Raw genomic sequence first — 15,838 nt, forward strand, 5'->3', positions numbered from 1 at the left:
TCCCCAGTTGACGCGCCGGGTAGCCAGCTGGATTAGGGTGCCGCAACGCGGGTGAAATGGATGAGTGATCTTGACCGTTACGGTCCCGCAACCGTCGTCACGACAAGCAGTTGCTGACTTGCGATAACGGGATGGCCGAGAGCTTCGTGAAGACGATGAAACGCGACTACGTCGCCTTCATGCCGACGCCGGACGCAGCGACTGCTGCACGCAATTTGGCCATCGCGTTCGAGCATTACAACGAGGAGCATCCCCATAGCGCGCTGAAACATCGCTCGCCTCGCGAGCTCCGGCATTCGATGGATTCAGCAATCCTTAGTGTGATGTCGCGTCCGGTATTACAGGGGCAACTCCAGCGGGGTGTCATGTCAATTTGTCATGCGGGATGGGGAATCGTGTGGGAATGGCCTGAAGCAGCCACACCCCGTTTCGCCACATCGTCTATCTTGCCCGCCTGACAAGGGTTCGCTGCCACCGCCAAAGTTGTCCACAGAAAATGTTGGCAAGCTTGTGGATATCCTGCGCACCGCAACGCTAAGCCCTTGATCCGACGGACTTTGGCACGCGTGATGCAGACGAGGCCCTGGTGATGGCCATCGCACACACCGCTCCGCCGCACTTCGCATCACGACGCCACGACGATGCAAGCCGCAGTCGGTTCATGCGCGCTCGACATGCGCGGCGCCACTTACCCACAGAATGTGTTGGCAAGCTTGTGGATATCCTGCGCAAGCCTGCGCTAACCCGTTGATCGGCCTACGGTTCATACGCGGCGTCACGGTTGCGGCAACGTGCGGCCCGGTCATGCGTGCATGCGGACGATCCCGCACAACAGCATTGCACCGCCGTCGCCTTGACGCTCGCGCCCGCCACGCGTCAAGCTCACGCGAGCCGCACGCGGCCGCGCATGCCGGCTTCGCGCAGCGGCTCAACGGGCCGGCCGTTCCGCCGGCGCCGCACCACGACACATCACTCCGAGGAAGACCATGGAACACTTCACCGCGTGGCAGCTGGTCGTCTCACTCGTGCTCGTCGCCGTCGTCGTCTATCCGTACGTCCGCATCGTCCGGCGCACCGGGCATTCGGGCTGGTGGATCCTGACGATGTTCGTCCCCGTCCTGAACTTCGTCATGTTGTGGGTGTTCGCGTTCGTGCGCTGGCCCACCGTCGACGATCGGCAGCCCTGACCGTCGCCATCCCGGCCGCATGGCTTGTCCACAGATTGTGTTGGCAAGCATGTGGATAGCCTGCGCATACCGCGACCAAGCGCTTGATCCGAAAGACTTTGTCCGCGCTGCTTCAAATGCGGCACGCGGCCGGCAAAGTGCCGCTCGCACATCGTCTCGCCGCATGACGGGCCGCCTTCCGCGTGTGCGAACCGGCTTGTCCACAGATTGTGTTGGCAAGCGTGTGGATAGCCTGCGCATACCGCGGGCAAGCGCTTGATCCGAAAGACTTTGTCCGTGCCGCCTCAAACGCGGCACGGCGGCCCGCGCCACGCCGGACGCGCCCGCGCACGAGCTTGTCCACAATTTTTGTTGGCAAGCATGTGGACATCCTGAGCATGCGTGACCTAAGTCGTTGATCGCACAACGTTTGATCATGCAGGTCACGGCTGCGGCACGGCAGGCATGCGACGCTCGTCACGCACGCCGCGCCGCTCGCCTCAACCGAAGGCCTGGACGACGATGCGCGCAACCGACGCGATCACGTCGTCCTTCGCGCGCGCATCGGCACGCGCCTGCGTGTAGTACACGGCCACGGCGATCGGCGCACGCGACGGCGGCCACACGACACCCGCGTCGTTGGTCGTCCCGTAGTCGCCTGTGCCCGTCTTGTCGCCCACCGTCCACCCTGTCGGCACGCCCGCGCGGATCCGCTTGTCGCCGACCTTGTTGCCGCGCATCCACGCGACGAGCTGTGCACGCTGCGCGGCAGGCAGCGCATCGCCGACCATCAGCGCACGCATGCTCGCCGCCATCGCGGCCGGCGTCGTCGTGTCGCGCAGGTCGCCCGGCAGCGCGGTATTCAGTTCGGCCTCCCATCGATCCAGCCGGAACGCATCGTCGCCGATCGAGCGCGCGTAGGCCGTCACCGCCGACGGGCCGCCGAGCAGCTTCATCAGCAGGTTCGCGGCCGAGTTGTCGCTGTACTGGATCGCGGCTTCGCACAGTGCGGCGACCGTCATGCCCGTGTCGACATGCTTCTCCGACACCGGCGAATAGTTGACGAGGTCGGCCTTCGCATACGTCACGCGCTGTTGCAGCAATGCCGGGCGCTCGACGCTTCGCGCAAGCACCGCCGCACTCAGCATCGCCTTGAACGTGCTGCAGAACGGGAAGCGCTCGTCGGCACGATGCGCGAGGCGCCGCCCGCTCGCGGTGTCGATCGCGCACACACCGAGACGGCCGCCAGCGTCGCGTTCGAGACGGGCAAACGTCGCGGCAGCCGCCACGTCGACCACGTCCGGCATGGCAGCCTCGTCCGACGCGGCGGCCGGGTTTTGCGCGGCGGCCTGCGTCGACGCGCACGCGGTGACGGTCAAAACGAGCGGCGCCGTCGCGGCCGCCAGCAACAGGGTTCGACGTTTCGATGAGTAAGTCATGTCGGTTGTCTCGTGGTGGAATGTGAGCAAAAGGGTGTTGAACACGCCCGGCCGGCGAGACAGCACTATCGGGACTTTACGGTTGCCTGACAAGCAACGATAATTGAGCGCCGACAAAAGAAATTCTTATGACTAAGCTCCGCCCTCATCTTCCGCTCAATGCGCTGCGCGCGTTCGAATCGTCGGCGCGCCACCTGAACTTCACGCGCGCCGGCCTCGAGCTGAGCGTGACCCAGGCCGCCGTCAGCCAGCAGGTGCGTTCGCTCGAGGAGCGGCTCGGCTGCACGCTGTTCACACGGCTGCCGCGCGGCCTCGGGCTCACCGACGAGGGGCGCGCGCTGCTGCCCGTGCTGAGCGACGCGTTCAGCCGCATCGAGACGGTGCTCAAGCAGTTCGACGGCGGGCGCTTCCACGAGGTGCTGACGCTCGGCGTCGTCGGCACCTTTGCCCTAGGCTGGCTAATGCCGCGCTTGAAGCAGTTCGGCGATACGCACCCGTTCGTCGAGCTGCGGCTGCGGACCAACAACAACGTCGTCGACCTCGCCGCCGAGGGCCTCGACTTCGCGATCCGTTTCGGGGAAGGCAACTGGCCGGCGACGCGCAACGAGCGCCTGCTCGACGCGCCGCTCACCGCGCTGTGCGCACCGGACATCGCGCGGCGCCTCGCGCAACCGGCCGATCTCGCGAACGAAACGCTGCTGCGCTCGTACCGCACCGACGAATGGCTCGGCTGGTTCGATGCGGCGCAGCTCGCGCCGTGGGCGGTCAACGGGCCCGTGTTCGATTCGTCGCCGCTGATGGTCGAGGCCGCGATGCAGGGCGCGGGCGTCGCGCTCGCGCCGGCATGCATGTTCGCACGCGAACTGCAGCTCGGCCTGCTCGCGCGGCCGCTCGACATCGACGTGCGCGCCGGCGGCTACTGGCTCACCTCGCTGAAGTCGAAGCCGCTCACGCCGGCGATGACGCTCTTTCGCGACTGGATCGTGGCCGAAGCGGCCGCCACGGCGCAGGCCGAATGACGCGGCCCCGCTTGTCCACAGAAAGTGTTGGCAAGGATGTGGATATCCTGGGTACCCGGGACCTAAGCCCTTGATCGCGCACGAATTAACGCGCCGACGCAGACATCGGGCAGCCCATGTACACGGGGCTTCGCAAGCCGGCCTTCGGCAGGCCGATCCTCAACTGTCACGACGCAATCGATTGCGAGTTATCCACAGAATATGTTGGCAAGCCTGTGGATATCCTTCCCGGGCGCCGCGTAACACCCTGATACAAAAGGGGATTCGATATACGGACCTTGCACGGTCAACCGTGTGGCAGCGCGTGCGCTTTCGCACGGCACGTGCCGCACACCCGCCTGGGGCCGGCCGGTTCTCCACAGATTGTGTTGGCAAGCTTGTGGATATCCTGCGCATCGGCCACCTAACTCATTGAGCGCACGGGTTTTTGTGCTTCGTCTGCAGAATCGGGCAGCGCCGGCGCGGCCCGTGCGGCTGGCGCCAGCGCCATCCCGGCATCAATGCCGGTCGAGCCCGCCGCGCAATTCGCTCGCCTTGTCGCGCAGCGCCTCGTAACCCGAGCGTGCGTGCTCGGGCAAGTCGGGATCGCCGATCAGCGCGCCGAGCGTTTCGATCAGGCTGAACAGGATGCCCTTCGCCGCGCCGACCGCGATGCTCTGCGATTCGATCGACTTGTGCAGGTGGTCGACCGCCGCTTCCAGATTCTCGAGCTTGTGCTCGCTGTCGTCGGGCCGGTTGTCGGTCGTCATCGTCTACCTCCGCCATCGCTCAAGGGTCATGTCACGATTCTATGCCGCTGCGCGCGAACGTGGCGCGACATCGCGCAACGTTCGCGCAGCGCCGCGCTACAGCACCGCGACCACCTTCACGCGGCCCGGCTGCTCCGCCGATGCAACGACCTGGCCGTCGACGCGGCGGAACGTGAGCGACACGGTTTCGTCGCCGACGCGCAGCGCGTCGATCCGCAGCCAGTCGACGCCTTCCGGCAGCGCCGGGCGCTCGACCCGCACCTCGTGGCGCGACGCGTCGATGCTCACGCCGAGGCAGGCCTGCAGCATCATGAACGGCGCGCCGGCCGCCCACGCCTGCGGCAGGCAGGCCACCGGATACGCGGTCGGCGGTTCGCCGCGGCGGCGCGGGAACCCGCAGAACAGCTCGGGCAGGCGCATCTCGAAGCTCACCGCCGCCTCGAACAGCGCGCGCAGCAGGTTCACCGCGGCCGTCTTGTCGCCGTAGCGCGCAAGACCTCGCGCGATCAGCGCATTGTCGTGCGGCCACACCGAGCCGTTGTGATACGCCATCGGGTTGAAGCGCGGCTGGCCGGCCGCGAGCGTGCGGATGCCCCAGCCCGTCTGGAACAGCGTCGAACCAAGCACGCTGGCGACCGCCGCGCCGCGCTCGGCGTCGGGCAGCCCGAACGCGAGCAGGTGGCCCGCGTTCGATGCGAACACGCGGCACAGGTCGCCATGACCGTCGAGTGCGATGCCGTAGAAATCGCCTTCCGGCATCCAGAACAGCGCGTCGACTTGCTCGCGCAGCGTCTTCGCGCGCAGTGCATAGCGCGTGGCGTCGGCCGCGTGGCCGCGCCGGTGCGAGCACGTCGACATCGCATCGAGCGCCGCGCATGCATACGCCTGCACTTCCACGAGCGCGATCGGCCCATCCGGAAAGCGGCCGTCCGCGTGGAATACCGAATCGTGGCTGTCCTTCCAGCCCTGGTTCGCGAGGCCACGCTCCGACGTGCGCTGATAATCGAGCAGTCCGTAAGGATTGCGGTCGCACTTGTCGATCACCCATTGCGCGGCGCGCTCGAGTGCGGGCCACAGCTCGTCGATCAGCGCATCGTCGCCGGTGCGTTCGACATACGCGCCTGCGAGCACGATGAACAGTGGCGTCGTATCGACGCCGCCGTAGTACAGCGCGAACGGCACCTCGCCCGTCGCGGCCATCTCGCTGCGGCGGAACTCGTGCATGATCTTGCCGGGCTCTGCATCGCGGAACGCGGACGTCTCGCGCGCCTGATGCTCGGCCAGGAACCGCAGCACGCCACGCGCAAGCGACGGCTGCAGCCACAGCATCTGCAGCGACGTGATCACCGCGTCGCGGCCGAACGGTGTCGAGAACCACGGAATGCCCGCATACGGGTACGGCCCCGTGTCGAGCTGCGTCGTGAGCAGCCCGAGATCCGCGAGCGAGCGGTCGAGCCACGCGTCGAACAATGGATTGCCGGTGTTCACGCGCGCCATCGATTCGCGCCGCGCGCGCATCTCGCGGTGCACGCCGACGAGCGCAGTGCGCAGCGCGACGCGGCCGCATCCCGGTCCTTCCACATGCACCGGGCCGAGCGTCGCATCGACGGTCAGGTAGATCGACACGCATGCCTGCGCGGCGATCGTCAGCGTGTAGTCGGCACGATCGACCGACAGCGCGTCGGGCGCCGGCGAGAAATGCACGGTCACGTTGCGCTCGACACGGTCGAGGCCGTCATAGCGCAACCGCACCGCGCCCCCTTCGACGCGCGGCGCCGCCACGGTGCCGCGCGTCGGGCGCTGCGTGCCGCGCACCTCGAACATGTCCTTGAAATCGGCCGCGAACGACAGCGACAGCGGCACCTCGGCTTCGCTCGCGCCGTAGTTCGTCAGCGTCAGCGCTTCGTAGAGCACGTCGCCCGCAAGCACGCGCATCCGTTCGATGTGGATCACGCCCTCGGGCGTTTCGTGGCCGCCGAGCGGCGGCAACGGGCGGTTCGTCAGGTGGGCGGTGAACGATGCGTTGTCGGCGCTCGTCGCGCCCGACAGCAGCGACGGCGCGCGGCCGCCGAACGTCAGGCGCCACGTCGACAGCACGCGCATGTCGTCGACGAACAGGCCGTCGTCACGACCGCCGATGTCGCCGAGCGCGTCGCTGACCACGAACGCGTCGCCGGATTTCAGGACGTACTGGTTGTTGCGCGCCAGCGCCTGCGGATCGGCTTCGGGCGCGATGAATGCGGGACCCGACGCGGGGGTCGGGGCAGCAGGCGCGACTTGCGGCGCCTGCGTCGTCGTGGCTTCTGCGTGATTCGGCATCGATACTCCTGTGTCGAGGCGCAACGCGCGGCGCGTCGCGTGTTTCGACACAGGATAGGACAGAACGGGGAACGTGCGCAGCGACGAAAAAGACGCGGCGCCATGCGACGTTGCCGTCGCCGCCTGGCGTCGCGCACAGGCACATCAGATGCAGATCAGAACTTCCACAGGATGTTGCCGAGGATTGCGTTGTCGCGCACGCCGCTGCCGTACTGGCCGCTGTACGTGAGGCCGAGCGTCAGGCGCTTCGTGATGTTCGCGTCGATGCCGGCCTCGAGCACGGCGCTGTCGCGAGCAATCGGCACGCCCGATACCTGGAACGACGTACCGCCGTTCGCGAACGTGAACGCCGACGACGGCCGCACGTTGCCGAACGCGTGCCGCCAGCCGACCGTCCCGCGCGCGGTGAACGTGCCGCTCCCGATCGAGCCGAGCTGCGACGCTGCGCGCAAGCCGAGGGTCGAGAAGCCGACATGGGTCGTCTCGCCGCCGGCACGCAACGCGGCCGCGCCGCCTGTTTCCGTATAGCCGTCGGTGTGCAGGTTCACATACGCGAGGCCCGCGAACGGTTCGATCGCCACGGGCCCGACCGGCAGCGCATAGCCGACTTCACCGAACACCTGCGCCGAATGTGCGTCGTAGCCGGCCGAGTCGTGATCGGAGAAGCCCGCGAAGCCCGGGGAACGGTCACTGTTGATCCGGTACCACGTGTACGACGCGCCGCCGCGCACGCCGAGCGCACCGTATTGCGCGCCGCCGTACAGCGACAGGTAGTAGCTGTTCACCGACGCCGACGCGCTCTGGTCGTTGTCGAGCGAGCTGTGCGTGACGCCTGCTGCCAGGCCTGCACGCCACTTGTCGTTGAGCGCCATGTCGGCACCGGCGATGAAGCCCGTCATGCTGCGGTTGATCGTCGACGCGTTGCCGTCGCCAGTGAGCCGGCTGCGGCCGCCGAACGCCTGCCCCCAGACAACCGGCTGGTAAGGCGTGCCGCCGTAGCAGCCCTCGCGCGAGCCGATCCGGCGTTCCGGCGGCAGCGTCGGGTCGACCACGCCGGCCGTGTTGTCGCCGCACAAGGCTGCGCCACCCGACGACAGCGCGGCGAGCGGGCCCGATCCGGGCGCGAGACCCTGGCGGACGCGATCGGTCACGGCGTCGCGCACATAGCGGCTGTCGAGCAGCAGCATGCTCTTCAGGCTCGCCTGCAGCTCGCCGTCGAGCAGCCCGTAAGCGCGGCGTGCGGTCGCCACGTCGGTCGTCAGCACCGCGTCGTACAGCGGGTTGCCGGCGCCGAGCCCGCCGAGCGCGGCCGCGACCGAACGCTGGTTGGGCGTCGTCGCGACGTCGGGCAGCGACGTGCCGTTCTGGACCAGTCGCAGGTACACGTGATTCGGGTCGTAGCTGAGCGTCGGCATCAGGAACGCGTAGTTCGCATTCACCTGGCTGAACGTGCCCTGCACACCCGACGCCGCCGTCACGATCGTATAGGTCGTGCTCGGCTGGTAGCCGCTCTGGTTCGCGAGCACCTGCACGGTGCCGCCGTTCAGCGTCGCCGTGCCGCCCGCCGCGAGGCTGCCGCTTTGCTGCGGCGAGGCTGCGACCTGGAACGTCGAACCCGGCTGGAACGTGACGTTGCCGCCCACGTTCAGCGCCGCGCCCGGCTGCGACGCGGCCGCCGTCGCGCCGCCCTGCACCACGAGGCCGCCGATCGTGCCGGTACCCGTGACCATCGCACCGTTCTGCACGGTCACGGTCGACTGGCCGAGCGAACCATTGACGGCGAGCGTGCCCGCGCTGACCGTGGTCGGGCCGCTCAGCGTGCTGGTGCCCGTCAACGTCAGTTGCCCGCTGCCGGCCTGCGTCAGCGAGCCCGCGCCGGACAGCACGCTTGCAATCGTCACGTTGCCGGATTGATTCACGATCAGCGCGCCGTTGTCGACGACATTGCCGGCGATGCTGCCCGACGTGCCGCCGTTGCCGAGTTGCAGCGCGCCGCCGGCCGCGATCGTGGTGCCGCCGGTGTACGTGTTCGCGCCCGTCAGCGTCTGGATACCGGTGCCGGCGATCGTCACGCCGCCCGCCCCGCCGATCGTCCCGTCGAACGTGCCGTTGCCGCTCCCGTTCAACGTCAGCGCATTGGCGCCGAGATTGACGGCCGCGCCGGCCGCGCCGTTCAACGTGCCGATCGTCTGCGCGCCTGTCGCGCCGCTCACGTCGAACGTCGCCCCCGTGCCCGCGAGATTCACCGCGCCCGTCGACGCGAGACTGCCGCCTGCGCCGAGCGCCAGCGTGCTGCCGCCGTTGATCGTCGTGCCGCCCGTGTAGGTGTTCGCGCCGGACAGCGTTTGCGTACCCGTGCCGGCCACTGTCAGGCCGCCGGTGCCGCCGATCGTCCCGCCGAACGTGTTGTTGCCGCTGCCGTTCAGCGTCAGCGCATTCGCGCCGAGATTCACGGTCGTGCCCGCGCTGCCGCTCAGCGCACCGATCGTCTGTGCGCCCGTTGCACCACTCACGTTGAACGTCGCGCCCGTGCCGGCGAGATTCACCGCGCTGCCCGACGCGAGACTGCCACCTGCGCCGAGTGCCAGCGTGCTGCCGCCGTTGATCGTCGTGCCGCCCGTGTAGGTGTTCGCGCCCGTCAGCGTCTGCGTGCCCGTGCCTGCGAACGTCACGCCGCCCGTGCCGCCGATCGCGCCACCGAACGTGCCGTTGCCGCTGCCGTTCAACGTGAGCGCATTCGCGCCGAGGTCCACGTTCGTGCCGGCGCCGCCGGACAGCGTGCCGAGCGTCTGCGCGCCCGATGCACCGCTCAGGTTGAACGTTGCGCCTGTGCCGGCGAGATTCACCGTGCTGCCCGATGCGAGGCTGCCGCCCGCGCCGAGCGCCAGCGTGCTGCCGCCGTTGATCGTCGTACCGCCCGTGTAGGTGTTCGCGCCCGTCAGCGTTTGCGTGCCGGCACCCGCGAACGTCACGCCGCCCGTGCCGCCGATCGCGCCGCCAAACGTGCCGCCGCTTCCGCTCAACGTCAGTGCGTTCGCGCCCAGGTTCACGTTCGTGCCGGCCGCACCGTTCAACGCGCCGAGTGTCTGCGCGCCCGTCGCGCCGCTCAGGTTGAACGTCGCGCCCGTGCCGGCCAGGTTCACCGTGCTGCCCGATGCGAGGCTGCCGCCCGCGCCGAGCGCCAGCGTGCTGCCGCCGTTGATCGTCGTCCCGCCCGTATAGGTGTTCGCGCCCGTCAGCGTCTGCGTGCCGGCGCCCGCGAACGTCACGCCGCCCGTGCCGCCGATCGCACCACCGAACGTGTTGTTGCCACTGCCGTTCAGCGTCAGCGCATTCGCGCCGAGGTTCACGTTCGTGCCGGCCGCGCCGGTCAGCACACCGAGCGTCTGTGCGCCCGATGCGCCGCTCACGTCGAACGTTGCGCCCGTGCCGGCCAGATTCACCGCGCTGCCCGATGCGAGGCTGCCGCCCGCGCCCAGCGCCAACGTGCTGCCGCCGTTGATCGTCGTACCACCCGTATAGGTGTTCGCGCCGGACAGCGTTTGCGTGCCGGTACCCGCGAACGTCACGCTACCGGTGCCGCCGATCGCGCCGCCAAACGTGCCGTTGGTGCTGCCGTTCAGTGTCAGCGCATTCGCGCCCAGGTTCACGTTCGTGCCGATGACACCGCTCAGCGTGCCGAGCGTCTGCGCGCCCGATGCACCGCTCAGATTGAACGTCGCGCCCGTGCCGGCCAGATTCACTGCGCTACCCGACGCGAGGCTGCCGCCCGCGCCGAGCGCGAGCGTACTGCCGGTGTCGATCGTCGTGCCGCCCGTGTAGGTGTTCGCGCCCGTCAGTGTCTGCGTGCCGGTGCCCGCGAACGTCACACCACCGGTGCCGCCGATCGCGCCGCCAAACGTACCGCTGGCAGTTCCGCTCAACGTCAGCGCGTTCGCGCCGAGGTCTACGTTCGTGCCGGCCGCACCGTTCAACGCGCCGATCATCTGCGCGCCCGATGCACCGCTCAGGTTGAACGTCGCGCCCGTGCCCGCGAGATTCACCGTACCGCCCGATGCGAGGCTGCCGCCCGCGCCGAGCGCCAGCGTGCTGCCGCCGTTGATCGTCGTGCCGCCCGTGTAGGTGTTCGCGCCCGTCAGCGTCTGTGTGCCCGTGCCTGCGAACGTCACGCCGCCCGTGCCGCCGATCGCGCCGCCAAACGTGCCGTTGGTGCTGCCGTTCAGTGTCAGCGCATTCGCGCCCAGGTTCACGTTCGTGCCGATGACACCGCTCAGCGTGCCGAGCGTCTGCGCGCCCGATGCACCGCTCAGATTGAACGTCGCGCCCGTGCCGGCCAGATTCACTGCGCTACCCGACGCGAGGCTGCCGCCCGCGCCGAGCGCGAGCGTACTGCCGGTGTCGATCGTCGTGCCGCCCGTGTAGGTGTTCGCACCCGTCAGTGTCTGCGTGCCCGTGCCCGCGAACGTCACACCACCGGTGCCGCCGATCGCGCCGCCGAACGTGCCGCTGGCAGTTCCGCTCAACGTCAGTGCGTTCGCGCCCAGGTTCACGTTCGTGCCGGCCGCACCGTTCAACGCGCCAAGTGTCTGTGCGCCGGATGCGCCGCTCAGGTTGAACGTCGCGCCCGTGCCGGCCAGGTTCACCGTGCCGCCCGATGCAAGGCTGCCGCCCGCACCCAGCGCCAGCGTGCTGCCGCCGTTGATCGTCGTGCCGCCCGTGTAGGTGTTCGCGCCCGTCAGCGTCTGCGTGCCGGCGCCCGCGAACGTCACGCCGCCCGTGCCACCGATCGCACCGCCGAACGTGTTGTTGCCGCTGCCGTTCAGCGTCAGCGCATTCGCGCCCAGGTTCACGTTCGTGCCGGCCGCGCCGGTCAGCACACCGAGCGTCTGTGCGCCGGATGCGCCGCTCAGGTTGAACGTTGCGCCCGTGCCAGCCAGATTCACCGTGCTGCCCGATGCGAGGCTGCCGCCCGCGCCGAGCGCCAGCGTGCTGCCGCCGTTGATCGTCGTACCGCCCGTGTAGGTGTTCGCGCCGGACAGCGTTTGCGTGCCGGTGCCGGCCACGGTCAGGCCGCCGGTGCCGCCGATCGTGCCGCCGAAATTGCCGCTGGCGGTTCCGCTCAGCGTCAGGTCGTTGGCGCCGAGGTTCACGGCCGAGCCGGCGACACCGCTCAGTGCACCGATCGTCTGCGCGCCCGTCGCGCCGCTCAGGTCGAATGTCGCGCCCACACCGGCCACGTTCACCGCGCCCGTCGCCGCAAGGCTGCCGCCCGCACCGAGCGCCAGCGTGCCGGCGTTGATCGTCGTGCCGCCCGTGTAGGTGTTCGCGGCCGTCAACGTCGTCGTCGCCGCGCCGTCCTTCACGAGACCGCCCGCGCCGGTGATGCCGCCGCTCAGCGTGAGGGCATTGCTGCCGCCGAGCGTCAGTGTCGAACCGGTGGCGAGGTTGACTGCGTTGTTGACCGACAGGCTCGCGCTCGTGTCGAGCGTCGCCGCGCCTGCGACATTCACCGTGCCGGTGCCGAGTGCACTGTTGTTGCCGAGCACCACGCTGCTGCCGCCGTTCAGGTTCGTGCCGCCCGAGTAGGTGCTCGCGCCGTTCAGCGTCTGCGTGCCGGTGCCGGAGAGCGTCAGGCTGCCCGCCCCGCCGATCACGCCACTGAAGGTGCCGCTGGCGGTCCCGCCCAGCGTCAGCCCGTTGCCGCCCATATTGACGATCGTCCCTGCGACACCCGACAGCGCGCCGATCGTCTGGGCACTGGTCGCCGTGCTCAGGTCGAGCGCCGCACCCGCGCCGGTCAGGTTCACCGCGCCGGTCGCCGCGAGGCTGCTGCCCGCGCCCACCGCCAGCGTGCCCGCGTTGATCGTGGTGCCGCCCGTGTAAGTGTTCGCGCCCGTCAGCGTCGTGGTCGCCAGGCCGTTCTTCACGAGACCGCCCGCGCCGGAAATGCCACCGCTCAGTGCAAGCGCATTGCTGCCGCCCAGCGTCAGCGTCGATCCGTTGGCAAGATTGACCGCGTTGGCGACCGACAGGCTCGCGTTCGTGTCGAGCGTCGCCGCCCCTGCGACATTCACCGTGCCGGTGCCGAGTGCACTGTTGTTGCCGAGCACCACGCTGCTGCCGCCGTTCAGGTTCGTGCCGCCCGAGTAGGTGCTCGCGCCGTTCAGCGTCTGCGTGCCGGTGCCGGCCAGCGTCAGGCTGCCGGTGCCGCCGATCGCGCCGCTGAAGGTGCCGCTGGCGGTCCCGCCCAGCGTCAGCGCGTTGTTGCCCAGCGCGACGTTCGTCCCGGCGACACCCGACAGCGCGCCGATCGACTGCGCCCCGGTCGCGGCGCTCACGTCGAGCGCCGCACCCGCGCCGGCCAGGTTCACCGTGCCGGTCGCCGCGAGGCTGCCGCCGCCGCTGATCGCCAGCGTGCCGGCGTTGATCGTCGTGCCGCCCGTGTAGGTGTTCGCGGCCGTCAACGTCGTCGTCGCCGCGCCGTTCTTCACGAGACTGCCCGCGCCGGTGATGCCGCCGTTCAACGTGAGGGCGTTGCTGCCGCCCAGCGTCAGCGCCGAACTGGTGGCGAGGTTGACCGCGTTGTCGACCGACAGGTTCGCGCTCGTATCGAGCGTCGCCGCGCCGCCGACGGTCAGCACGCCCGTGCCTAGCGCCGTGTTGTTGCCGAGCACCAGCCCGCCGGCATTCAGCGTCGTGCCGCCGGTGTAGTTGTTCGCGCCCGACAGCGTCACGGTCGCCGCGCCGTTCTTCACGAGACCGCCGCCGCCCGAGACCGTGCCGCTCAGGCCGATACCGGTGCTGCCGACGAACGTCAGCGTCGTGCCGGTGGCGACGTTGACATTGTTCGCGAGCGACACGTTGGTGGTCGCATCGAGCGTCGACGAGCCGTTCACGTTCACCGCGCCGGTGCCGAGCGCCGCATTGCTGCCGACGGCGAGGTTGCCGCCGGTCAGGTTCGTGCCGCCCGTGTACACGTTCGTGCCGCTCAGCGTCTGCGTGCCGGTGCCGGACAGCGTCACGCTGCCTGCGCCGCCGATCGTGCCCGCATACGTCGTATTGCCGTTGCCGTTCAACGTCAGCGAATTGCCGCCGAGGTCCACGTTGGTGCCGGCCGAGCCCGCCAGCGCGCCAATCGTCTGCGCGCCCGATGCGCTGCTCAGGTCGAACGTCGCGCCCGCGCCGCTCAGGTTCACCGTGCCGGCCGCCGCCAGGCTGCCGCCGCCGCTGAGCGCCAGCGTGCCCGCGTTGATCGTCGTGTCGCCGGTGTAGGAGTTCGCGCCGGTCAGCGTCAGCGTCGCGGCACCGTTCTTCACGAGGCCGCCGTTGCCGTTGATGGAGCCGGCCAGCCCGAGATTGTTGCTGCCGCCGACCGTCAGCGTCGTGCCCGTGGCGAGATTGACGGTGTTGTTGAGCGTCGTGTTCGCACTCGAGTCGAGCGTGGCCGAGCCGTTGACGTTCAGCGCGCCGGCGCCGAGCGCCCCGTTGTTGCCGACCACGATGCCGCCGGCGTTCAGGTTCGTGCCGCCGGTGTAGTTGTTCGCGCCGGACAGCGTCAGCGTGCCGCCGTCGTTCTTCGTCAGCGCGCCAGCGCCCGACACCGTGCCCGACAGCGCGAGCCCGGTCGCGCCCTGCACCGTCAGCCCGCCGGCGCCGAGGCTCACGTTGTTGCTGACGTTGAGTCCGGCCGTGCCCGCCTGCAGCGCGCCGCCGGTGGCCGTGATGGTGCCCGTGCCGAGCGATGCATTGTTGTTGATGATCGCGACGCCGCCCGCCAGCGTCGCGTCCTGCGCAGTCGATGCGCCGTTGATCGTCCAGTTGCCGCTCTGGACGTCGACGTGATTGAAGTTGATGTAGTTGTTGACCGCGATCGTGCCGTTCGCGCCGGCCCCCTGCTGCAGATTCAGCGTGTTGTCGCCGCCCGCGCCGCCGTCGACCGTGCCCGTCGCCGCGACGCCGAGCGTGACCGGGCCGACCGTGATGTTGAACGCGCCCCCGGTGCCGCCCGCCGTGTTGACCGACGAGCCCGTCACGGCATTGAACGTGTTGTTGCTGTTCGCCCCCATCGACACGCTGCCGTTGATCGTGCCCGAGTTGGTGAACGTATTGCCCGCCCCCGGCGTGCCGTTCGAACCGAGCGACACGCGGCCGGTGATCGTGCCGCTGTTCGTCATGTTGACGGTGGCGCCGCCGTACGCGGCCACCACGGGCGCATCCGCGCCGGTGAGGGTCGCGCCGACCAGCGGGTTCGAGCCGATCGTGCCGGTGTTGTTGATCGCCGACGTGCCGCCGGTGCCGTTCTGGACCGACAGCGCCATGCCCGTCACGCCGCTGATCGCCACGCCGGTCGAGCCATTCATCGTGCCGTTGTTGATGACGGTGGTGCCGGCACTCGCCGCCGCGTTGCCGATCACCGCGCCGCTCGACAGCACGCCGAGCCCGGTGCCGAGCGCCGACGGATCGATCGTGCCGTTGTTGGTCAGCTGGGTATTGTTGCCCGTCAGCGACATCGCGGTGCCGCCGACGCCGAGCAGCACGCCGACGCTCGCGCCAGGGTTGACGGTGGCGTGGATGTTGTTCGCGCTGTTCGAGTAGCTCGGCGCAAGCGGGTTGGCGACCCCGGAACAGGTCACCGTGGTGCCCGCCGTGGTGCAGGTCGCATGGGCGGGCACGATGCCGGCGCCGGACAGCGCCAGGAAAACGCCCGTCGGCAACAGGATTCTCGGGAACGGTTCGCCGGCTTTTTTCGAACGCGCAAGATTCATGCTTTCCCTCATCGTGTTATTGGAATTGGCACTACCGTGAAATCGAACAACCGACAGCGGAAAATCGCGGACAAAAGCGTGCCCCCCGGCTGTCGCGATGCGACGTCGGCTTATTCATGGATGAATCTTTAATTGGCCCTGGAAGGCAGGCGTGAAACTAGTCGAATGACATGTCGGCGGCCCCTGTTTTTCTGCAGCGACTTTCTGGTTGATTTGATTACTGCCCCTGCTTTTTGTCAGACAAGGCTATATCAAAAAAACAGGCTTTTCCAGTCGATCTTTTCCCTGTCGGATCACGGATCGGCGAGCGCGCATTTTTTACTTATCGGGTCACGTCAAACAGGACAATCCGTGCGCTACTCGCCAACTTGTTTTGATCTA

Annotated in this window: 6 protein-coding genes and 1 pseudogene; 3 read left to right on the forward strand and 4 right to left on the reverse strand. The window is 68.7% G+C overall.

The features are described from left to right. Positions 1-125 precede the first annotated feature (125 nt). Positions 126-293: pseudogene (locus G3N64_RS23575) on the forward strand (integrase core domain-containing protein); the annotation flags it as partial. 693 nt (positions 294-986) lie between these two features. After that, the gene (locus tag G3N64_RS23580) at positions 987-1,187 is read left to right on the forward strand and encodes a hypothetical protein (RefSeq protein WP_021159889.1); all 201 of its coding nucleotides are present in this window, start codon (positions 987-989) and stop codon (positions 1,185-1,187) included. A 479-nt stretch (positions 1,188-1,666) separates the two neighbouring features. On the opposite strand, the gene blaPEN-bcc is transcribed toward G3N64_RS23580, so the two are convergent. Continuing rightward, positions 1,667-2,605, reverse strand: coding sequence for a PEN family class A beta-lactamase, Bcc-type (gene blaPEN-bcc / locus G3N64_RS23585; protein WP_205786064.1), 939 nt, complete (start codon positions 2,603-2,605; stop codon positions 1,667-1,669). Between the two features lie 128 nt (positions 2,606-2,733). Between blaPEN-bcc and penR the strand changes: the two genes are divergently transcribed. Beyond that, entirely contained in the window at positions 2,734-3,624 is an 891-nt protein-coding gene (gene penR, locus G3N64_RS23590) for a beta-lactamase transcriptional regulator PenR (protein ID WP_205786065.1), read from the forward strand. 497 nt (positions 3,625-4,121) lie between these two features. Here penR and G3N64_RS23595 read toward each other — a convergent pair whose 3' ends face one another. The 3 genes from G3N64_RS23595 to G3N64_RS23605 all read right to left on the reverse strand — a co-directional run bounded on the left by G3N64_RS23595 (position 4,122) and on the right by G3N64_RS23605 (position 15,457). Next, positions 4,122-4,373 carry a hypothetical protein gene (locus G3N64_RS23595; protein ID WP_011354368.1) on the reverse strand — a complete coding sequence of 84 codons (252 nt, stop codon included), beginning with the start codon at positions 4,371-4,373 and terminating at the stop codon, positions 4,122-4,124. A 96-nt stretch (positions 4,374-4,469) separates the two neighbouring features. Then, positions 4,470-6,692 carry an amylo-alpha-1,6-glucosidase gene (locus G3N64_RS23600; RefSeq protein ID WP_205786066.1) on the reverse strand — a complete coding sequence of 741 codons (2,223 nt, stop codon included), beginning with the start codon at positions 6,690-6,692 and terminating at the stop codon, positions 4,470-4,472. 155 nt (positions 6,693-6,847) lie between these two features. Further along, positions 6,848-15,457: an autotransporter-associated beta strand repeat-containing protein gene (locus G3N64_RS23605; protein WP_205786067.1), complete on the reverse strand. Its 8,610-nt coding sequence runs from the start codon at positions 15,455-15,457 to the stop codon at positions 6,848-6,850. Positions 15,458-15,838 lie beyond the last annotated feature (381 nt).

This window comes from Burkholderia sp. Ac-20344, from assembly GCF_017104975.1.
GTDB lineage: Bacteria > Pseudomonadota > Gammaproteobacteria > Burkholderiales > Burkholderiaceae > Burkholderia.

Bases quoted from the DNA above. Each gene is read 5' to 3' on its own strand.
- penR (WP_205786065.1), top strand. From the start codon at position 2,734: ATGACTAAGCTCCGCCCTCATCTTCCGCTCAATGCGCTGCGCGCGTTC.
- G3N64_RS23595 (WP_011354368.1), bottom strand. From the start codon at position 4,373: ATGACGACCGACAACCGGCCCGACGACAGCGAGCACAAGCTCGAGAAT.
- G3N64_RS23600 (WP_205786066.1), bottom strand. From the start codon at position 6,692: ATGCCGAATCACGCAGAAGCCACGACGACGCAGGCGCCGCAAGTCGCG.
- G3N64_RS23580 (WP_021159889.1), top strand. From the start codon at position 987: ATGGAACACTTCACCGCGTGGCAGCTGGTCGTCTCACTCGTGCTCGTC.
- G3N64_RS23605 (WP_205786067.1), bottom strand. From the start codon at position 15,457: ATGAATCTTGCGCGTTCGAAAAAAGCCGGCGAACCGTTCCCGAGAATC.
- blaPEN-bcc (WP_205786064.1), bottom strand. From the start codon at position 2,605: ATGACTTACTCATCGAAACGTCGAACCCTGTTGCTGGCGGCCGCGACG.